At 46.2% G+C, this 18,514-nt stretch carries 16 protein-coding genes and 1 pseudogene; 7 read left to right on the top strand and 10 right to left on the bottom strand.

Translation table 11 applies throughout. The annotated features are described in order from the left end of the window. A partial coding sequence (locus tag QUA83_RS27710) for a transposase (RefSeq protein WP_333297220.1) occupies positions 1 to 684 on the top strand: 684 nt, incomplete at its 5' end. Positions 685 to 846: 162 nt separating this feature from the next. Here QUA83_RS27710 and QUA83_RS27705 read toward each other — a convergent pair. The 3 genes from QUA83_RS27705 to QUA83_RS27695 all read right to left on the bottom strand — a co-directional run bounded on the left by QUA83_RS27705 (position 847) and on the right by QUA83_RS27695 (position 7,888). Beyond that, positions 847 to 4,503 (bottom strand): CHAT domain-containing protein, encoded by a 3,657-nt coding sequence (locus tag QUA83_RS27705; RefSeq protein WP_333297218.1) that lies wholly within the window; start codon positions 4,501 to 4,503, stop codon positions 847 to 849. A 40-nt stretch (positions 4,504 to 4,543) separates the two neighbouring features. Beyond that, positions 4,544 to 5,902 carry a transposase gene (locus tag QUA83_RS27700; RefSeq protein ID WP_333297217.1) on the bottom strand — a complete coding sequence of 453 codons (1,359 nt, stop codon included), beginning with the start codon at positions 5,900 to 5,902 and terminating at the stop codon, positions 4,544 to 4,546. A 714-nt stretch (positions 5,903 to 6,616) separates the two neighbouring features. After that, the gene (locus QUA83_RS27695; protein ID WP_333297215.1) at positions 6,617 to 7,888 is read right to left on the bottom strand and encodes an aspartate aminotransferase family protein; all 1,272 of its coding nucleotides are present in this window, start codon (positions 7,886 to 7,888) and stop codon (positions 6,617 to 6,619) included. A 128-nt stretch (positions 7,889 to 8,016) separates the two neighbouring features. Between QUA83_RS27695 and QUA83_RS27690 the strand changes: the two genes are divergently transcribed. After that, on the top strand, positions 8,017 to 9,294 hold the full coding sequence (locus QUA83_RS27690) for a ribulose bisphosphate carboxylase small subunit (protein WP_333297213.1): 1,278 nt from the start codon (positions 8,017 to 8,019) through the stop codon (positions 9,292 to 9,294). Between the two features lie 511 nt (positions 9,295 to 9,805). Here the strand turns inward: QUA83_RS27690 and rbsK are convergent. Then, positions 9,806 to 10,726, bottom strand: coding sequence for a ribokinase (rbsK, locus tag QUA83_RS27685; protein ID WP_333297211.1), 921 nt, complete (start codon positions 10,724 to 10,726; stop codon positions 9,806 to 9,808). Between the two features lie 211 nt (positions 10,727 to 10,937). Here rbsK and nblR point away from each other — a divergent pair, with 211 nt between their 5' ends. The 3 genes from nblR to QUA83_RS27670 all read left to right on the top strand — a co-directional run bounded on the left by nblR (position 10,938) and on the right by QUA83_RS27670 (position 13,302). Beyond that, entirely contained in the window at positions 10,938 to 11,633 is a 696-nt protein-coding gene (gene nblR, locus QUA83_RS27680) for a response regulator transcription factor NblR (RefSeq protein ID WP_333297208.1), read from the top strand. A 138-nt stretch (positions 11,634 to 11,771) separates the two neighbouring features. Then, entirely contained in the window at positions 11,772 to 12,302 is a 531-nt protein-coding gene (locus QUA83_RS27675; RefSeq protein ID WP_333297206.1) for a DUF192 domain-containing protein, read from the top strand. A 784-nt stretch (positions 12,303 to 13,086) separates the two neighbouring features. Continuing rightward, on the top strand, positions 13,087 to 13,302 hold the full coding sequence (locus QUA83_RS27670; protein WP_333095284.1) for a DUF2949 domain-containing protein: 216 nt from the start codon (positions 13,087 to 13,089) through the stop codon (positions 13,300 to 13,302). 55 nt (positions 13,303 to 13,357) lie between these two features. Here QUA83_RS27670 and QUA83_RS27665 read toward each other — a convergent pair whose 3' ends face one another. The 3 genes from QUA83_RS27665 to trpC form a co-directional block, all read right to left on the bottom strand. Further along, the gene (locus QUA83_RS27665; protein ID WP_333297204.1) at positions 13,358 to 14,515 is read right to left on the bottom strand and encodes an alanine--glyoxylate aminotransferase family protein; all 1,158 of its coding nucleotides are present in this window, start codon (positions 14,513 to 14,515) and stop codon (positions 13,358 to 13,360) included. 83 nt (positions 14,516 to 14,598) lie between these two features. Then, entirely contained in the window at positions 14,599 to 14,844 is a 246-nt protein-coding gene (locus QUA83_RS27660) for a DUF5340 domain-containing protein (RefSeq protein ID WP_333055069.1), read from the bottom strand. Between the two features lie 349 nt (positions 14,845 to 15,193). Beyond that, positions 15,194 to 16,093 (bottom strand): indole-3-glycerol phosphate synthase TrpC, encoded by a 900-nt coding sequence (gene trpC / locus QUA83_RS27655; RefSeq protein WP_333297203.1) that lies wholly within the window; start codon positions 16,091 to 16,093, stop codon positions 15,194 to 15,196. Between the two features lie 105 nt (positions 16,094 to 16,198). On the opposite strand from trpC, the gene QUA83_RS27650 reads away from it, so the two are divergent. Both QUA83_RS27650 and QUA83_RS27645 read left to right on the top strand, forming a co-directional pair. Then, entirely contained in the window at positions 16,199 to 16,531 is a 333-nt protein-coding gene (locus tag QUA83_RS27650; RefSeq protein ID WP_333055073.1) for a DUF433 domain-containing protein, read from the top strand. Continuing rightward, a complete protein-coding gene (locus QUA83_RS27645) occupies positions 16,528 to 16,887 on the top strand; it encodes a DUF5615 family PIN-like protein (protein WP_333297202.1) in 360 nt (119 codons plus the stop codon). Before QUA83_RS27650 ends, QUA83_RS27645 begins: the two co-directional genes overlap by 4 nt. Before the next feature lie 167 nt (positions 16,888 to 17,054). On the opposite strand, the gene QUA83_RS27640 is transcribed toward QUA83_RS27645, so the two are convergent. From QUA83_RS27640 to QUA83_RS27630, 3 genes and pseudogenes are all read right to left on the bottom strand, one after another. Further along, positions 17,055 to 17,375: a Txe/YoeB family addiction module toxin gene (locus QUA83_RS27640; RefSeq protein WP_333297201.1), complete on the bottom strand. Its 321-nt coding sequence runs from the start codon at positions 17,373 to 17,375 to the stop codon at positions 17,055 to 17,057. Then, entirely contained in the window at positions 17,359 to 17,655 is a 297-nt protein-coding gene (locus QUA83_RS27635; protein WP_333297199.1) for a type II toxin-antitoxin system Phd/YefM family antitoxin, read from the bottom strand. The genes QUA83_RS27640 and QUA83_RS27635 overlap by 17 nt, the downstream gene beginning before the upstream one ends. A gap of 46 nt (positions 17,656 to 17,701) precedes the next feature. Next, positions 17,702 to 18,514, bottom strand: a pseudogene (locus tag QUA83_RS27630) (ATPase); the annotation flags it as partial.

The following is an 18,514-nucleotide window of genomic DNA, read 5'->3' as shown; positions in this document are numbered from 1 at the left end:
TTATTGGACAGAGGCTTCTATCACTTCGCTTTTTGGTCAAAACTCATTTCTAAAGAAATTGGATTTATCACTCGAATCAAGAAAGGTGCATCTTATCAGGTAGAGCGGGTATTAACAAATACCTATGATATCAAAGACCAGATAATTAAAATAGGTGCAGGGACAAAAAAGACACCAGCTTTGACTATAAGATTAGTACAGATTCGCTCTAAGAGTTCCTGGCGTTCTTATCTGACAAGTGTCCGAGAACCTGAAATATTTCCCCCTTATGTAGTAGCAGATTTATATCAAAGACGCTGGCGAATTGAAGAGGCATTTTGTACAGTAAAAAGATTATTAAATCTCAGCTATTTATGGACAGGTTCATTAAACGGAATCAAGCTCCAAATCTGGGGGACTTGGCTATTTTATGCGGTTTTAGTAGATTTAGGAGATGCAGTTGCCGATGAATTAGGAGTACCAATTGAACGGATTTCATTAGAAATGATTTATCGGGGTATGTATCATTTCTCTGTTGCCTATCAAAAAGGATTAGCTTCGGACTTAGTTAAGTATTTTGCCGCCGATAAAAATCAAGATTTAGGGATTGTTAAGCGACAGCGAAAACCTCATGTCAGGCTAATTATTTCTCCTTTCCCTGGAACTCAAAGAAGTCCCGAACAATTTTTTTTCAATAACGAATGAACAAATGGAGTCATATTTTAATTGGGTCAACAGGTAAAAGATGAGTAATTTTACTCATTGACAATAGTGCTTTTAGCTTAACTTGTGAGTAATGGTTGACTGATGACTGTTGACTGATGACTAATGACTGATGACTGATGACTAATGACTAATCACTAATGACTAAACCCCAGCCGCCGTAAAAGCCGCCCAATAATAAGGATTAGCAAAAGGATAGGGTTTGCGGTTGCGAATTTGCTGCAAAGAAGCCTCCGCAATCAGGCGAGAACTTTGAGAAAGCCGATCGAACATTTGCGAAATTTGAGGTTGAAAATCCGCCAGCAACACCTCCAATTCCTCGCTAGTCAAATCCCGCAGCCACCTTTGAGCGTCCCCCAGCGCGATCGCCACATCTCCCACCTGCAACCGAGAAAACCGTCCCAGATTTTCATAAAACTTGCTAGTCAGCAGCAGCGTAGAAACATCGTTCACCTTCCAAAGACTGCTAACCACACTAGACGTGCCAGCATACAACAAACCCGCCGACAAACCCACAAAATCTCCTCCAGCACCGCTAACTCCGCCAGCGGCAATTTCGCAACCCGATAAAGTAACTAAAAAATATTGTCTAAAATCCAGATTAAAAATTTCCTCCAAACTCAGAGAATCATTCCTCAAAAACACTGCGGATTTCAGAGGCCAAGCCAAATTAAGCAAACTCAAACAAGCAAAATGAGCGCATTTTTTCTGCTGCAACTGCCCTATTTCCTGGGGCAAATCCCCATTATTCGCCGACATTTCTGGGGAAAAAGCCTCTTTAATTGCCGGCTTATGGCGCACAACTTCTGTACTGGCAAAATACTGGGAAATCTTGCCGATTTCAATGTTGCTGTAGAACGCATCTCTGGTGAAAGTTGGAATTGCCAAAAGCTGCTGCAAACCCGGTCTGTACCGACCAATAGCCGCTCCGTGTGCACTTTGTCTCAACAACAATAGCTGACAGCTAGGAGCATAGCGAATTCCTCCGGGAAATCGATCGATCAAATAAGCAGCAGGCGCTGCAACGTCGCCAAAAGACGAACTTTGAGAAAAATCCGAAAGGCTGTAGGTTTCCACATCAAAACCGCTGCGATCGCTCCACCCAGACCTAAAAATTCCCCCACCGTCCTCAAACCCGTCTCTCGCAGCCAGAGGCAAAGCGTGGAGTGGCAAAGCGTGCAAAAATCGGTGCGGCACAAAAATCAGCCGATCGCAATTATCGGGAATCAGCGCCACCACTCGATCAATTTCCAGCATCGTAGCCAAGCGTTTGAGGCGAGTCTGGAGATGATTGATCCAGCGACCTTTTTGTTCAGAATAAGCGGTGAGGTACTCCTGGCCCCAACTTTCGGCAGCCAAAGCATTTTCCGACGAACACAGGTGAACGGCGGGATATTGTGCACTCTTTACCACCACAAAAGCAACCAGCAACTCCCCCAAACTCGCCCACACCACAGCAGCGCAATTGTCATCAGGCAACAATTGGCGAATTTGCTCGAAGGCGATCGGTTCAACTTTGTGAGCTAGGCTGAAGAAAGGATCGTTTGCCTGCACCTCCCGCGCAATCAACCTATCAAACTGCTTCCACAATTGATTTAAGTGCATGAAGTCCGAGTTTGGCAGCAGAGAACCGCTGTTCAAACCTTGGCTATCGCCCTCAGAAATCAAAGTTGTGTTGGGCTCAGGTTCTCCCTGTTCTTGGTGCCGCTGTTCCCCCGCTATTTCCAGTTGCAGCGACTCCAACTCGCTTCGCACCGCTGCAGGAATTTCGGCTTTCGGAGTCAAGTGGCATTTAACCAGCAGTTCTACCAAATTCCGATTTTTGTGGCGTTCGGCGTATTCCAAAGCCTTAGCGTAATATTCAGGTTGGCTGGCGCCGAGTTCCAGGCAAACTTGCACCAGGCATTTATAGAGTCCAGCCCAGGTGCGGGTTAATTTGACTTTTGGGGTACTCGTCTGATCGCCAAAATCGACTGTATCAACGCCAACTTCGCAACGCAGGAATTCCACAGTATCAACAGCAGCAGTAAAAACCCCATAGGCGCGAAGCAAGTCGCCTCGAACTCTGTAAGCTTGACCCAAATAAAATAAAATTTCAGCCCAGCGGTGGGGATAGGTTTCGCGAGTGTAGACTTGGGTGGCGCTGTGATAGCAGCCGATCGCGCTTTCCATGTGGGACAAGTTTTCCGCCTCAGTCAGTTGCGAATAAGCCCTGCCGAGATAAATTTGCAGCATGGCCCAGCGGTTGGGATATGCCTGCCTGGTGTAGACTTCGCCCGCATTTTGATAGCAGGCGATCGCGCTTTTGAGGTTGCGGTTTTTTTCCCCTTTCACGTGTTCGCAGAAAGCGCGGCCGAGGTAGGCACACAGCATTGCCCAGCGTTCTGGAGATTTTTGGCGGTTGCAAAACAGCAAAGCATTTTGATAGCAGGCGATCGCCATTTCCATATTTTCGGCTTTTTCCCCTTTCACCCGCCGACTGTAGATCCTACCGAGGTAAGTTTGGATCGAAGCCCAGGCTTCCGGAAATTTGATGCGGGTGTAGACTTGTAAAGCATTTTGATAGCAGACGATCGCCATTTCCAAATTTTCCACCGGATCGCCTTTAATGCGATCGACAAACACCCGGCCCAAATTCCTTTGAGTCGTCGCCCACTGCTGCGGAAAAGCTTCCCGAGTCCGCACCTGCAAAGCTCTCTGATAGCACGTAACCGCGTATTCGAGATTTTCAGCTCGGTTGCCCCGCAGCAACTCGCAGTAAGCATTTGCCAAATTATTTTGAGTTGTAGCCCAACGCCGGGGAAACACCTTGCGGTTGTAGACTTGCAAAGCATTGTGGTAGCAAGCGACTGCCAGTTCCAGATTTTCAGATCGGTTGCCCCGCAGCCGCCGACTGTAAGCACGGCCGAGATTGTTTTGAGTGCTCGCCCACTCTTGGCCGAAAGCCTCGCGGCTGCGAACTAGCAGCGCGTTTTGATAGCAGGCGATCGCGTGTTCTAGATTGTCTGCCGGATCTCCCCTGAGACGCTCGCTGTAAGCGTTGCCCAGATTGTTTTGCAGCGTCGCCCACTGTTCCGGGTACTGTTCGGGAGTGCGTACTTGTAGGGCATTTTCAAAGCAAGCGATCGCCTGTTCGATATTTTGAGCCTTATCACCTTTGGGACGATCGGTGTAAGCGTTGCCCAGATTGTTTTGCATCACCGCCCATTCTTGGGGAAAGTCTTTGCGGGTAAACACCTTAGCAACTGTTTCGTAACCTGCAATTTCGATTTCCAAGTTATGAGCTTTGCTGCCGAGGGGAAACCGCCCAATTTTGTTGCTCAGATTGCCGATTAAGGCTGCAATGCGCCTAGTCTCCGATTCTTTGGCAGCAGAGAACACCAAATTAGCCCAGTGGCGCAGCAGTTCTGCGAAATTCTGGTCGAGTTTGTCTAAATTGTTTCTCAGCAGTGAGTACAGGTGCTGCGAATCAGCACCGCGCGCCACTGCTTGCAATACTTCTGCTAAAAAAGCCAGATATGCTGCCCCGGTTGCGGGCAATTTATAATTCCCTTTTGCAGACTCTAAGGGTGCGATCGCCCTTTGGAAAAATTTTGCAGCTTTCAGCAAGCTTTCTCGCGTCAGTACCACTTCTTCCAAATAAAGCGTTTGCACGAACCCAAAGTCGATCGACTTTGGGTTCGTCCTCAAAATCAAATCTATTCCTGAGTCCCCAGGATTTTCCAGCAGCGCTTGGAGCATATTAACATCAGTTTTGCGACGCTGTTCGTCCATCGTGCATTCCGCCAAACTATTAACCATAGGAGCGCTGATTCTGTGCAACCAAGTGAACTACCCACCCCTAAATCGTAGTACCGAATATAGTAGGGGCTTCTGTACTCATAGGCGAGTGCCTTAGCGGAGACTTTCGTCCCAGCTTTGGTCTTACCTCGCATCCTAAAGCAGAAACGGCTGAACCTTCCGCCTTTAGTATTTTGATAGCTTCTGCTTTCATCTTTATCGCTGCGTTCCCCTCCCGATCGCGATCGGTAGCACAGTGAGGACAAGTCCCTTCCCTCATATCTAATGGCATCTCGGTCATTTGATGGAAACAATTAGAACCGATTTTGGAACTGGAAAACCCTCTATCAATCTCAACTAAGTTCCCGCCTTTGCGATCGAACTTGTAGGCTAAGAAGTTGGTAAAACTTCTCAAAACCTCCTCTGATCTTGCTTTGAACAAATTTTGATTGCGAATCCTGTCCCAGAAATAAAACTTTTCTACTATGACCGCGAGGCGATCGCTGACCAACTTATAACTAAGTTTACCTACAATAAAATCTGACCACAATTCCCTAAACCGTTCGCATACCTTAGCCACACCTTTTATATATTTGTATTCAGAATTACTTCTTTTCTGCTGGTCTGTTAACTTTTGCTGCTTACCCTTCAAGTTCTTCTCGCGCTTGGCAAAATGCTTAGCATTAAAGTCATATTTAGATACTTTTTCATCATCGGGGACAATAGCAAAGTATTTCAATACTAAATCAAGGCCCGCAATCCTACCTTCTTTTGTTGTCTGGTTCTCAGCTTTTATTTCAGTCAGTATAGATGCCAGATATAGCAATCCTAAATGATTTGTGTAATTATTGTAGGGGCAAACCCTCCCTGGTTGCCCCGCCTTGGCTGGGGTAGGCACGGGGGCACTACCCCTACATATTTTTACAATTGATTGAGGATTGCTATATTTCCCTGAATCTTTTTTACTAATAATTGAATTATGAATTTTACCCTCACTTAATCTATATCTATTTATTTTTGGTTTAGTTATTTCCCTATACCGGAACATCCTAGCAACCGCTACAAATTTCACGTTTTGAGGAGACTGAAATAACTGTTTTTTATCTTGAGATGGGAACTTATAAAACCCACCCAATTCATTACCAAAAAAGTTGTAGGCATTGGTTAATTTGAGCGTAGTAACTTGCCAAAATTTGCTGTAAAACTCACCTAACCATCCACTTTTATCGATTTTTTTGAGAGCAGGTAAAAGTGTGTTGAGCCCGGAACAGCCAAGTCCTTTACCAGTTTTTTTATAAACTTCAATTGATTTATTTTGACCATAATTAGACCACCAACGCGCACCCCCAAAAGTTGAAGCTACTTGTATTTGTTGATTTTGGGTAGGATAGAAACGAACTTGGATAGCCTTGTGTAGCAATCAACATCACCTCCTTGGTTCTTCTATTCTCTCACAATATACAGTTGATGAGCAAAGCATTACGAAAAAATTTTGTGACGAGGATTACATATTTTCTCTCTTGAAAGCGATCGCCAAAATTACTTGAGGATGCAATAGTCGTCACCCGCCCTTCCCACTATAACGGTAGTCGGTTTAGTGGGAAGGGCGCGAAATAGTTAAACCAGGATTCACAAGTCCCAACAGACACTCACATAGCGAAACTAGCACCTACAATGGCTAATAGTACGATTTTGCGCGTTGCTCTTGAGTAAAATCCTGGTTAAAGGCGCCGTCAGTCTGTCAGCGCAGGTTTCACCGACATTTCTAAACTTGACAAACCCGCCCCGACAGACTTGCAGCGGGACGGGTTTACTTTTACCCCGATCGGACTTACGCTAAGAAACCCGGTTTCTGGGAAACTATGGGGTTTAGGAATGAGAATTAAATAACTTACAATGCGTGATGGTTATTGTGGGATGGGCTCTTATAGCCCCTCCAGAAAGGGCGGGCTATAAGCCCAACCCCTACTCCCCACTTTCAAGAGTGTAAATTATTTAATTCGCGATCCTTAGTAACGAGAAATCTCGAAAGAAACCCGGTTTCTGAGGAAGAGTGTGTCCTGGAGTAAGTGAGTTATCTAGGATATGGCGCGAGTTGCAGCGCTACAGCTAACAAAAATCAACTTCGTAGATTCTACTGTACCGCTTGAGAGCGCAGCGCTGATTCCACTGCCTGCAGAGCTCGATCGACTTCAGCTGCAGTGACAATCAGCGGCGGGACAAATCTCAGCACTTTCGGCCCTGCGGGAACCAACAACACTCCTGCGGCGATGGCAGATTTGACGATATCAGCGGATGTAAGTTCGATGTCAGCTTGCAATTCCATCCCGACAATCAAACCCCAGCCGCGCACTTCGGCAATTAAATGCGGATATTCGGCCGCCAACTTGTTGAGCCCTGCTTTCAACTGTTCACCGCGCTGCTGCACGTTTTCTAGAAGGTTTTCCCGTTCTAAAGTTTGGCACACGCACAAAGCTACAGCGCAAGCAAAAGGATTGCCGCCGAAAGTGCTGGCGTGACTTCCCGGTTCAAATACATCGCAGTCAGATTTGCACAGCATAGCGCCGATCGGGATACCGCCACCTAACCCTTTCGCAGATGTAAAGATATCCGGTTCAATGCCGAGGTTTTCGTAGCCCCAGTATTTGCCACTGCGTCCCATCCCGACTTGCACTTCGTCGAGAATCAGCAAAATACCTTTTTCGTCGCAAATTTCCCGAATTCGCTGGAAGTAGGCGATATCTCCGGGGCGAACTCCGCCTTCGCCTTGCAGCGCTTCCAGCATAATTGCAGCTACTTGGCGTTCGTCTTTGTCGAGTTGCTCGATCGCACTTTCGATCGCACTAATATCGTTGTAGGGCACGTAGTGAAATCCGGGCACCAAGGGGCTAAAACCCTTCTGGTATTTAGGCTGTCCCGTTGCCGTAATTGTCGCCAAAGTCCGCCCGTGGAAACTCGCAACAGCGGTAATGATTGTCGGATTCGAGATATTTAATTTTTCGTGGGCGTATTTGCGGGCGAGTTTAATGGCCGCTTCATTAGCTTCCGCGCCGGAGTTGCAAAAAAAGGCTCTGTCAGCGCAAGAATGGTCTACAAGCCACTTCGCCAGCTCGCCCTGTAGGGGGATGTAATAAAGGTTAGAAACGTGGTGTAGGGTCTGAATTTGCTGAGTTACCGCTGCAATCATTGCCGGGTGCGCGTGTCCCAGAGTGCAGGTAGCAATACCCGCCACAAAATCGAGATATTCGCGGCCCTCGGTATCCCAAACGCGGCAGCCGAGGCCCCGTTCTAGGGCGATCGCAAAACGCCCGTAAGTTGTCATTACATAGCTGTCGAAGCTCTCAGAACTGAAGAGACTGGCTTCGGCTTGCACGCTTGGTTCTTTTAATAAGGTTTCTGGACTCACGAATCGCTCCTTAACACATAATATGCAGACCTCGATTGTACGGTAAAAATCCAGGTTAGCGGTGCAGGCTGTTAGTTTTGTCATAAAATCATAACAGTAACAACAATTAATCCCTCACAAATCTACTGATGAGTTATTACATTTCTCCTAACTTTCTCGATAAAGTTGCGGTGCACGTCACTAAGAACTTTTTAAATTTACCAGGGGTAAGAGTTCCCCTAATTTTGGGAATTCACGGCCGCAAAGGAGAAGGCAAAACTTTTCAAACCGAACTGGTTTTTCGGCGAATGGGCTTTGAACCGGTGATGATATCTGGTGGGGAATTAGAAAGCCCGGATGCAGGAGATCCGGCGCGTTTAATTCGCTTGCGCTACCGGGAAGCTGCGGAGCAAATTAGGGTGCGGGGCGAGATGTGCGCCATCTTTATTAACGATTTGGATGCCGGTGCGGGAAGGTTCGATACTACTACTCAATATACTGTCAATACTCAGATGGTCAATGCGACTCTGATGAATATTGCTGATAATCCAACTAACGTGCAGTTACCGGGAAGTTATGACAGTACGCCACTGCACCGAGTGCCGATTATTGTCACCGGAAATGATTTTTCTACGCTGTACGCGCCGCTGATTCGCGACGGGCGGATGGAAAAGTTTTATTGGGAACCCAGCCGGGATGATAAAATTGGCATTGTTGGGGGAATTTTTGAGTCGGACAAATTGTCAAAAACCGATATTGTGGCGTTAGTGGATAATTTTGCCGATCAGGCGATCGACTTTTTTAGCGCTTTGCGATCGCGCATTTACGACGAACAAATCCGCGAATTCATTCACAAAGTAGGAATCGAGCGAGTTTCCAAGCGTTTGGTAAACACTTTAGAAGCAGCGCCAGATTTCCATAACCCGAATTTCAGCCTCGCTCATTTATTAGAAATGGGCAGTTTGATGGTGGGCCAACAAAAGCGGATTAAGGAAATGCGCTTAGTAGATGAATACAACCAATCGCGGCTTTTTAACGTTCAAGGAACCCCCAATGCCCCTGCTGCTGCGCCCACGCAAAGTGAATTAAACGACCCGTCATCCAAATATTATAAGGCTTACGTCGAGCCAAGCTCTGAAGCGGGTAACGGTCATGCGGCGCGGCTGAGTTCCGAGGTATTGGAACAAATAAAGCAGTTATTAGCAAGAGGCTGCAAAATAGGCATGGAATATGCAGATAATCGCCGATTTAAAACTGGTTCTTGGCAAAGTTGCGCGACGATTAAAACTGAACAAGAAAAAGATGTGGTTGCATCTTTAGAAACTTGTTTGGCGGAACACGGCGGCGAATATGTGCGGCTGATTGGTATCGATCCAAAAGTCAAGCGGCGGGTAGTTGAAACAATTATTCAGCGGCCGAAGGGTTAAAGCTAAAGTAGTTAAAGTTATGAAGGACACAACAGTGTTCATAGGTGTCAAATTAAGCTGTCAGCCGGCCCACCCGGTAGTCCGCCAGTCCGCCAGGGAATGAATTCCCTGTCTAATAGCTAAAGTCCTCTGAAGAGGACTAATGAGTTTAAAAATTTTTATTCTCATATCAATTCCGGTTGGATTGGAATGATTAAACCGCAGAGTACGCAGAGAACGCAGAGGAAGAGAACAGAGAGATGAATAATTCCGATGCTAACGGATTTGATATCAGTCCTCTTGAGAGGACTTTAGCTTTGAGGCAGGGGTTTCAACCCCTGTCGGACTATCGGTTTAACGTTAAGTTGACACAAATGAACAAAGTTGTGTCCCTACAGGCAATATCTTCTTTATCTCCCCGTAGACTACAGGACAGACAGAGATGATGCAAACCAGCGGCGAATTAGCTTTACAAGTCAAAGTAGGGTGCGGAAGGCGCACCTGACAAATTCAACTAACGCACCTGACAAATTCAAGTTAAATTCTGCAAAAATTTATCAAAAGTTGCCCGATCGCACATAGCACCTTGAGCACCCACTTTAGTTGTGCACAGAGCGCCCGCTGCTGCGCCCCACCGCACCGCTTCTGACAAGGACAGACCGGCATCTAATGCAGAGGCTAACCCGCCGTTAAAAGCATCGCCAGCAGCCACAGTGTCGATCGCCTCCACAGCAAAAGCCGGTACAAAAAACGTTTCCTCCGCAGTCACAGCAACAGCCCCGCGATCGCCCAATTTGACAATAACATTCTTGACGCCGCGCTCCTGCAACTGTTTGGCAGCTACAATCGCGGTTTCCGTGTCATTCACCCGAAAACCGACTAACTGGCTGGCTTCCACTTCATTCGGCGTGATAATGTCAATTAGCGGATAAAGTTCCAGTGGCAAATCCGCCCTAGCCGGTGCTGGATCGAGAATAACTCGCACCCCCGCTTGACGAGCAGCTTTCGCAGCTTTTTGGACAACTTCCAGGGGAATTTCTAACTGTAACAGCAAAGATGTAGCTCCTGTTAACAGTTTTTTGAGACGTTCTATCTCGGCTTCACCGACATTGTTATTCGCCCCCGGAATCACAATAATATTATTTTGACCTGTCTCGTCTACGGCGATAATTGCCACTCCTGAATGAGTGTTTTGGTCTATTAATACATTGTCTGTACTTAAACCATAAGATTGTAAATTTGTCAATAATTCTTCAGCAAATTTATCGTTGCCGACGCGACCGATGATGTGGGTGGAAGTGCCGAGACGGGCGGCGGCGACGGCTTGATTTGCTCCTTTGCCGCCGCCTGCTGTGATAAAATTGCTACCGATGATAGTTTCCCCTGGCTGCGGCAACCGGGGAGTTTTTGCTGCTAGGTCGATGTTGATACTGCCGAATACGATGATAGTCATAATTAAAATTTGTTATTTGTTATTTGTTATTTGTTATTTGTTATTTGTTATTTGTTACTTGGGTATGGGGTATGAGGTATGAGGTATGCGGTATGGCGCCAAAAGCATTGGAACGAACCAATAACCAATAACCAATAACCAATACCCAATAACCAATAACCAACAACCCTCAAACGTGCTAGAACAGTTATGGTCTTCATCGGTCAATTCAATGGCTGCAATTACTCTCGATCGCAATCCCTGTGTCCTGCTAGTTGAAACAGACGAAGTTCTCGCCGGACACTTGAGTCTCGACTTAAAATCCTCCGGCTACGAACCGGTAGTGGCTTCTAATACCGCCACAGGCCAACATTTAGCCCGTGAATTGCAGCCAGCTTTGATTGTAATCGATCGCATACTTGGCCCTGAGTCGGGACTCTCACTGTGTTCTTACCTCAGAAGTATTGGCAATCGGGTGCCGGTGTTGCTATTGGTCGGTCGTGATACAGTTGACGATCGCGTAGCTTGTCTGGAAGCTGGGGCGGATGATTATTTTCTCAAACCTTACCGCACTGAGGAGTTTTTGCAGTTGGTGCGCTTGTATTTGCAGCCGGATAACAGCAGCAACGAACAATTGAGGTTTGGCGATTTAGTTTTGGATTTGGCCTCTAGGCGGGCCTTACGCAATGGACGGGCGATCGACCTGACGATGAAGGAATTTGAGCTGCTAAAGTATTTGATGGAACATCCCCGCGAGGTTCTGACTCGGGAACAAATTCTGGAAAATGTTTGGGGTTACGACTTTCTGGGCGAGTCGAATGTGATTGAGGTTTACATCCGCTATCTGCGGCTCAAAATTGAAGATGAGGGCGAAAAGCGCTTGATTCAGACGGTGCGCGGTGTTGGCTATGTGATGCGGGAAGCTTGAAGAAGTCATTAGTCATCAGTCATCAGTCATTAGTCAGTTGTCAGTTGACAGTTGTCAGTTGACAGTTGACAGTTGTCATCACTCAACGCAGTCAACAGTCAACAGTCAACAGTCAACAGTTAACAATCTAAAATCATTATGAGTTATTTAACTAATTTGCTCGGTATTGGAGTAAGTATATTTTTGCTGGGATGTTCGCCGACTTTACCTGTCGCGAATGCTGGTGCTACTGGTATTTTGGCCTCGCAGTCTCCGACGGCGACAACATCGGGTCAACTGCTGCCTGTTTCTGCTAGAGCTCGGATAGCCGATCGCCCAATCGAACTCGAGGTGGCTAAAACAGTGGAACAGCAGGCTATGGGTTTAATGTACAGAACTTCTTTGCCGGATGACAGAGGAATGCTGTTTGAGTTTAAACCGGCGCGGCGGGTCAATTTTTGGATGAAAAATTGCAAGATTTCTCTGGATATGATTTTTCTGCGAGATGGGGTGGTTGAGGCGATCGAAGTTTCTGCACCTCCTTGTACTGCAGATCCTTGTCCTACCTACGGGCCCGATACTGCTGTCGATCGAGTTATTGAACTCCGGGGCGGGCGGGCTGCTGAACTCGGTGTCAAAGTGGGCGATCGTATTGAAATCGAGTTTTTTAACGAAAACCTCGATCAATAAACAATCCCCCGGTTTCCCTCGCCCAGAGATCCCCCTGCCTTCGGAATACCGGCGAAAATTTAGAAACTTTACAAAAATTGATAAAATCTATTAGAATATTAATGTAAGATTCAGTACAAACACCGAAAGATTTGCTACGATGTCGATCTCAGTCAGTCAGGACTTGAGCTTGTTTCCGGAAGCTGTAGATGGTTGGTCGCAGGTATGAGACGAGTCAGCGACTCGTTACCAATCCTGAGAGACGATACTCAGCCTCAAGGTGTAGCAACACGAAAAGAAATTCTCTGGAAGTTCTGGCGATCGAGCAAAATCTACTAAACCTATCTAAAGTAATATGCTACGAGCCAAGTTAATTGGCGGTAATTGGCAAACTTACCTTCTGGTAGCAGTTTCGGGTTTGATCGAAATATCTAACTAATTTTCCCGAAGTAGATTTGCGGATTCTGCATTTCGGCAGATGAAGTTAAACTCTGAACTTGGTTTAGTAGTTTTAGGTAGCAGAATTTATTCTGATTCGCGCTCCAAAGATGCCGAGGTATTCAGTTTAGGTTCGATCGCGATTACCAGTTGATCGGGCCGACATCAGCAAAATTGCAAAACCTTTCACTTTTTGGGAAAGGTTAGCTTTACAGTAGCACTCAGCATTACGTTTGGCAGTTCAACCGCTAATAGCGTTTTAAAAGCTATCGACGGTAACAAGACAAATTTAAAACTGGCTTATTACTCATCCAAAACATCAGGTTCACATCAGAAAATGGTGTCCTATACTTAGAGGTGAAATCACATGGCACCCGCTAAATACACTCGATTAATTCGATTTTTACAAGAAGATTTGGCAATTTCGCCCGCGTCAATTGCTGTCGCCGAACGTGTCGGCGATAACAAACAGCGGCAGCGTGATCAAGACCCGAATTCCTTGCCGATGGTTCTGTGGCAATACGGTTTAGTCACTCTCGAACAGTTGGATAAAATCTTTGATTGGTTATCCGAAGCATATTAAAAGGATTTTAGATTTTAGATAGAATCCAAAATCCAAAATCCTTTAATAACTTGGATTAGGATTCAGCCAAGAATTTGGCAGCAGCGGCAACGCCGGCACCAGGAGTGTAGCCTTCATGACCCAATTCTCGCAACACGACTTCTAAAGAGGAAATTGCTGCTAGAATATCGCGATCGCACACAAAGCCCAAATGACCGATTCGGAAGATTTTACCTTTCAAATGGTCTTGTCCGTCGGCGAGAGCAATGTCAAATCTCTTTCTCATCAAAGTCCGCACTTTTTGAGCATCTACAGATGCTGGCGGCATCACCGAAGTAATCGCAGGGCTGGCCGCATCATCAGCGGCAAACAACGGTAAACCTAAAGCTTTTACAGCAGCGCGAGTAGTTGTCATCAACCGTTTGTGCCGCGCGAAAACATTTTCCAACCCTTCTGTTTTCATCATCTGCAGCGATGCTTGCAGGGCAAAAAACATATTAACAGGGGGAGTAAAAGGAGTGGTATTTTTGGCAGCGTCTTTGCTATATTTGCCCAAATCCAAATAATAGCGGGGCAGTTTCGCAGTTTTGTAAGCTTCCCAAGCTTTGGGACTGACTGCCACAAAACCCAAACCTGGAGGAATCATGTAAGCTTTCTGAGAACCCGACGCAATGACATCGATGCCCCAAGCGTCCATCGGAATATTGACAGCGCCTAAGCTAGTGACAGCATCGACCATAATTAAAGCTTCACCGTGGGCCTTAACGTGGCGGTTGATGGTTTCGAGGTCGTTGAGGACGCCGGTGGAGGTTTCCGAGTGGGTGATGATGACAGCTTTGATTTGCTTCTCTGTATCTGCTTCGAGTTTTTCGCGGAAGTTTTCGGGGTCTAAAGGTTGGCCCCACTCAGCTTTAATAATTTCGGCGTTTAAACCGTAAGCTTCGGCGACTTCGGCCCAACGTTCACCAAATTTGCCGTTGGTGCCGACTAAAACTCGATCGCCCGCACTCAAGAAATTAATTATCCCAGCTTCCATCGCGCCGGTACCAGAAACCGTTAAACTCAGCACGTCACTTTTTGTTTGGTGCAGCCATTTGAGGTTTTCGGTACATTCTGCAAAAATCGCGTCAAATTCCTTGCTGCGGTGGCCCATCGGGTGTTTTGCCATCGCTAACAATGCCGCTTCAGGCACCGGCGTCGGGCCGGGAATCATCAGCATTAATTTGTTGTCCATGATATTGTCCTAAGTTTTTCTGTGGGAGTTATATAGAATAAATCAAATACGATACGTCACGTCGCGTCGATACTCTAAGTTTTTTAACTTTTAACTCCCTTGTGGTTAATTTCATTTAGAGCCCAGCGATGTTCTACCGCTAAGTTCGATCGCTCGCAGCTTTGTTCTAATTGCTTTTGAATGGCAAGGGCTTTACGCAGTGTAATAATAAGTTGGTGCACTTGTTGCTGCTGCGGCGATTGTGGACTGACAGCAAACATCGTTTTGCGCTCTAACAATTGAAGTAGCAATTCATAATGAATGTACGAAGGAAGGGGGATTGGCTCCATGAAAGCTAACATACCTCAGCGAACCGATACCCCATTGCAATTGCATGAGGCATCACGGTGAACATTAGATGCCCGATTTTTTATTTGTTTTCTAACCGTACAATAACCCCTGCTTTGCCGATCGAATATTCGGGGCTGGGTGCGTTGGACACGCTAAATCTTGCGATCGACAGGCTTACAGAATAGATTTAATTGCTTTCTGGCAAAATATTTCTATGCAATATAGCTTTCAGTGCTATTTCTTTTTTACAGTAGCGCTTGAGTCGATGCAGGCTAGAAATTCTCATTATTTACCTACCTAATCATTTTTTATCAGAATTAAGGGTGCTTTGTCAAGCGGTCTCGCCTTTCACAGGCTGGGAGGGCGATCGGCAAGGGAGGCTAAAGCTGCACCCGGATCGGGCTGCTTGACCAGAGATTCGCCGATCAGAACGGCCTGAGCTCCGGCGCTGGCAACTTGAGCGAGGTCGTCGGGAGTGTGGATTCCTGACTCGCTGACTATGAGGATGCCTTTTGCTTGGATTTCGGTTTGGCGGGAGGCTAATAGTTGACTGGTGGTTTCTAAACTGACGGAAAAGTCTTCTAGGTTGCGGTTGTTGATGCCGATTAGGCTGACGCCTTGTAGGGTTAATACTCGATCGAGTTCTTCGAGAGTGTGAACTTCTATTAAAGCTGTCATGCCCAAAGTCTTGACAATTTTGACAAAATATTGTAAGTCTTTGTCAGATAGAATGGCGGCGATTAACAATACAGCATCGGCACCGTGAATCCGGGCGAGATAAATTTGGTAGGGATAGATAATAAACTCTTTGCAAAGTAAGGGTAAATCGACGGCGGCACGGATTTTAGCGAGGTTGTCGAAGCTGCCTTGAAAGAACTTTTCATCGGTGAGTACGGAGATGCAACTGGCGCCGTTTTGTTGGTAAGCTAGGGCGATCGCCACGGGGTCAAAATCTTCACGAATTACGCCTTTGCTAGGGGAAGCTTTTTTAACTTCGGCGATGATAGCGGGTGTGGTTTTGCCGTTTTTAAGGGCGGCAAGAAAGTCGCGGATGGGCGGTGCAAACGGGAGTTTTTTGTGAAGATCTGCTAACGGGGTGCGATCGCGCTTTTGGGCGACTTCAGCTTCTTTTTCCCAGACGATTTCTTCGAGGATGTGCTGGGGTTCGGCGTCGGGTACGGCGATTTGGTAGCTGAGGTAGAGTACGGAGACTGAGGTGCTAGGGGGACGACGGCGGATTTGAAGCATGATAGGGGGATAAGGGCGATCGTAACAAGTTTCTATTATATAAGGTCGATCGCCCTTTTCAATTTATGATAAAATGCGATTAACTAAGTATTCGGAGATAAACCGATGCAATTAGAAGACTATTTTGAATTTCTCGACCCCGATGACATCCGCATCAAAGGACATCGCATCGGCATTGACGATGTAATTAAATATTACTTGGATGGATATTCGCCAGACCAAATTCTGGAAGAATTACCAAGTTTGAATTTAGAGAAGATTTACGCGACGCTAACTTATTATCTGCAAAATCGGAGGCAGATGGATGCTTATATGTTGCGGCTGGCGAAGTGGCGGGAAGAACGCTATCAGGAATGGTTGGCTAATCCATCTCCTCTAGCATTGCGTTTGAGAGCAATCAAAGCACAGCGAGAACAGGAGTTACTTAACCTGAAGTGAAAATTCGTTTTTTACTCGATGAAAATTTGCCACCTAAGCTCAAAAGTGCTGTTTTAAAACTTGAACCGGAGATAGATATTTTACGGGTGGGCGACGCAAATGCACCGCCATTCGGAACATTAGATCCAGAGATTCTCATTTATTTGGAATCATCTAAACGACTATTAGTGACGGATAATCGCAAAAGTAGGCCCGGACATTTGGAGGAACATTGGGCCGCAGGGGGACAAAGTTGGGGATTAGTTTGGGTGCGTCCAAGTGGAAGTATCGGCAGATGGGCAGAAACAATTCATTTTATTTGGGAAACTACTGAAGCTGAAGAATGGCTCGATAAGTTAGATTGGATTCCATATTAGAGAATGATGTGGAAAAAGTACGCGCGTGCGTAGCTATCCCGTAGGAATCGCACATTTTGCCGCTAAAATCCCTTCGCTAAACCGCAAGTCCGCCGGGGGTTGAAAACCCCCGTCTCATAGCGAAAGTCCTCTAAAAGAGGACTGAAAAGCCAATTCATTATTTCGGGCTAATCTTCGTAATGATAACGAGCTTGGAGAAAATCAATTCTATTCTCGCTTACTAAGTAAACTATTCTATGTTCTTGAGTAAGCCTTCGCGACCACGTACCCGCATCCAAATATTTTAGGGGTTCTGGTTTGCCGATACCTGTGAAGGGATCGCGCACGATCGCCTCTACCAATTTTAAAAGTCGGAGGGCAACTTTGCGGTCAACGTCCACCCAATAGGTAAGGTCTTCTAGGAATTTAGGGTTAAAAACTGCATCGCGAACAGGGGTTTTCTCCGGTTCTGCGGTTTCTTGTGGCGGTTGTTTACGCTTCTTCGACAAGTCCCAACTCCTGGCGCAATTCGCTGACAGTCTGAGGTTTGACTGTTCTGGCTTTTGCCTGTTTCAGGGCACTTAACAAGCGATCCGCGTTTTTGGGCGATCGCAGCAGGTGCAATGTCTCCAATAAGCTTGCCAACTCGTCAGCGGCAATTAAGGCTACGTTTTCGCCGTCTTTGCGGGTGATGATGATGGCATCGCGATCGCTGATGACTTGTTCGCACAGTTCATCAAGATTGGCCAGAGCTTCAGTATAGGTTACTTGGGTTTGTGTGAGTGACATGGTTTTTGGCTTCCCAATACTAAGGATATTATAAGGGAGATCGGGCTTATTTTTCTATGTTTGGGCGGGAAGAGTTAGTTTTGACATACTCTTTTAGGATCGGGCAAAGGGTGAAAAATGTGCGATCGCCCTCCGGGATTTTTTCAATTAATGAACGCCGCCTCAAGGATTGCATCACTTTCAAAAATTGCGATCGAGATAATTGCAGATTCTCTGGCACTTTTGAGATGGAAACTGGTGCGGTTTCACTCGCTAGCCATGACATTACCTGTTTTTCTGACTCGGATAAGCGATTAAATGGCTGATGCAGTAAAGATTCTAAATCACCTAAAAATAGTGTATCGTCAGACAAAAATTCCGATAGGCTGCCGTTAAATAAATCTTGAATCATTGTAGCAACTATTTTTAACCACAAGGGATTGCCTCTATATTGTTCAATTAGTTCTGACAATTTTGCATCTTCACTTAAACCTTTTTCTCTGATAATTTCCCCCACTGCCGCACCTAAACCATTGAGTTGTAATGAGCGAATCGGCTGGTTTGTGCCTTCTAATGCGGCGATTTCTCTTGGTTTTTCCCAACTGAGCAACACTAAACAACTGTTGTGAGATAATTCTGCTACCTGTCTGAAGAGTGTGCCGTAATCTTCATATCCAGGTTTATAATTGCCAGCGAGTTGTCTGCTGCTATTTATCATTTGTACGTCATCGAGTATCAGCAGACAGCGGTATTTTTGCAAGTAGTCCAGTAGGGAAAATCCCCTTGTGGTTGTCCCTTCCTCTGGGGCGGGCACGCTGACAGGTGTAGGTTTTTTACAACTAGGAGGAGTTACAAGCATAAAAGGCATCCACAGGAGTGT

The sequence above is a fragment of the Microcoleus sp. K1-B1 genome (genome assembly GCF_036704705.1).
GTDB lineage: Bacteria > Cyanobacteriota > Cyanobacteriia > Cyanobacteriales > Microcoleaceae > Microcoleus.
The sequence above is the reverse complement of the archived record's forward strand: the minus strand, read 5'-3'. Positions and strand labels throughout refer to the sequence as shown.

What these genes read in the sequence shown, in the direction of transcription:
- QUA83_RS27705 (WP_333297218.1), bottom strand. Translation starts at nt 4,503, where the DNA reads ATGGTTAATAGTTTGGCGGAATGCACGATGGACGAACAGCGTCGCAAA.
- nblR (WP_333297208.1), top strand. Translation starts at nt 10,938, where the DNA reads ATGGCTGCAATTACTCTCGATCGCAATCCCTGTGTCCTGCTAGTTGAA.
- QUA83_RS27665 (WP_333297204.1), bottom strand. Translation starts at nt 14,515, where the DNA reads ATGGACAACAAATTAATGCTGATGATTCCCGGCCCGACGCCGGTGCCT.
- QUA83_RS27670 (WP_333095284.1), top strand. Translation starts at nt 13,087, where the DNA reads ATGGCACCCGCTAAATACACTCGATTAATTCGATTTTTACAAGAAGAT.
- QUA83_RS27660 (WP_333055069.1), bottom strand. Translation starts at nt 14,844, where the DNA reads ATGGAGCCAATCCCCCTTCCTTCGTACATTCATTATGAATTGCTACTT.
- QUA83_RS27675 (WP_333297206.1), top strand. Translation starts at nt 11,772, where the DNA reads ATGAGTTATTTAACTAATTTGCTCGGTATTGGAGTAAGTATATTTTTG.
- rbsK (WP_333297211.1), bottom strand. Translation starts at nt 10,726, where the DNA reads ATGACTATCATCGTATTCGGCAGTATCAACATCGACCTAGCAGCAAAA.
- QUA83_RS27690 (WP_333297213.1), top strand. Translation starts at nt 8,017, where the DNA reads ATGAGTTATTACATTTCTCCTAACTTTCTCGATAAAGTTGCGGTGCAC.
- trpC (WP_333297203.1), bottom strand. Translation starts at nt 16,093, where the DNA reads ATGCTTCAAATCCGCCGTCGTCCCCCTAGCACCTCAGTCTCCGTACTC.
- QUA83_RS27650 (WP_333055073.1), top strand. Translation starts at nt 16,199, where the DNA reads ATGCAATTAGAAGACTATTTTGAATTTCTCGACCCCGATGACATCCGC.
- QUA83_RS27635 (WP_333297199.1), bottom strand. Translation starts at nt 17,655, where the DNA reads ATGTCACTCACACAAACCCAAGTAACCTATACTGAAGCTCTGGCCAAT.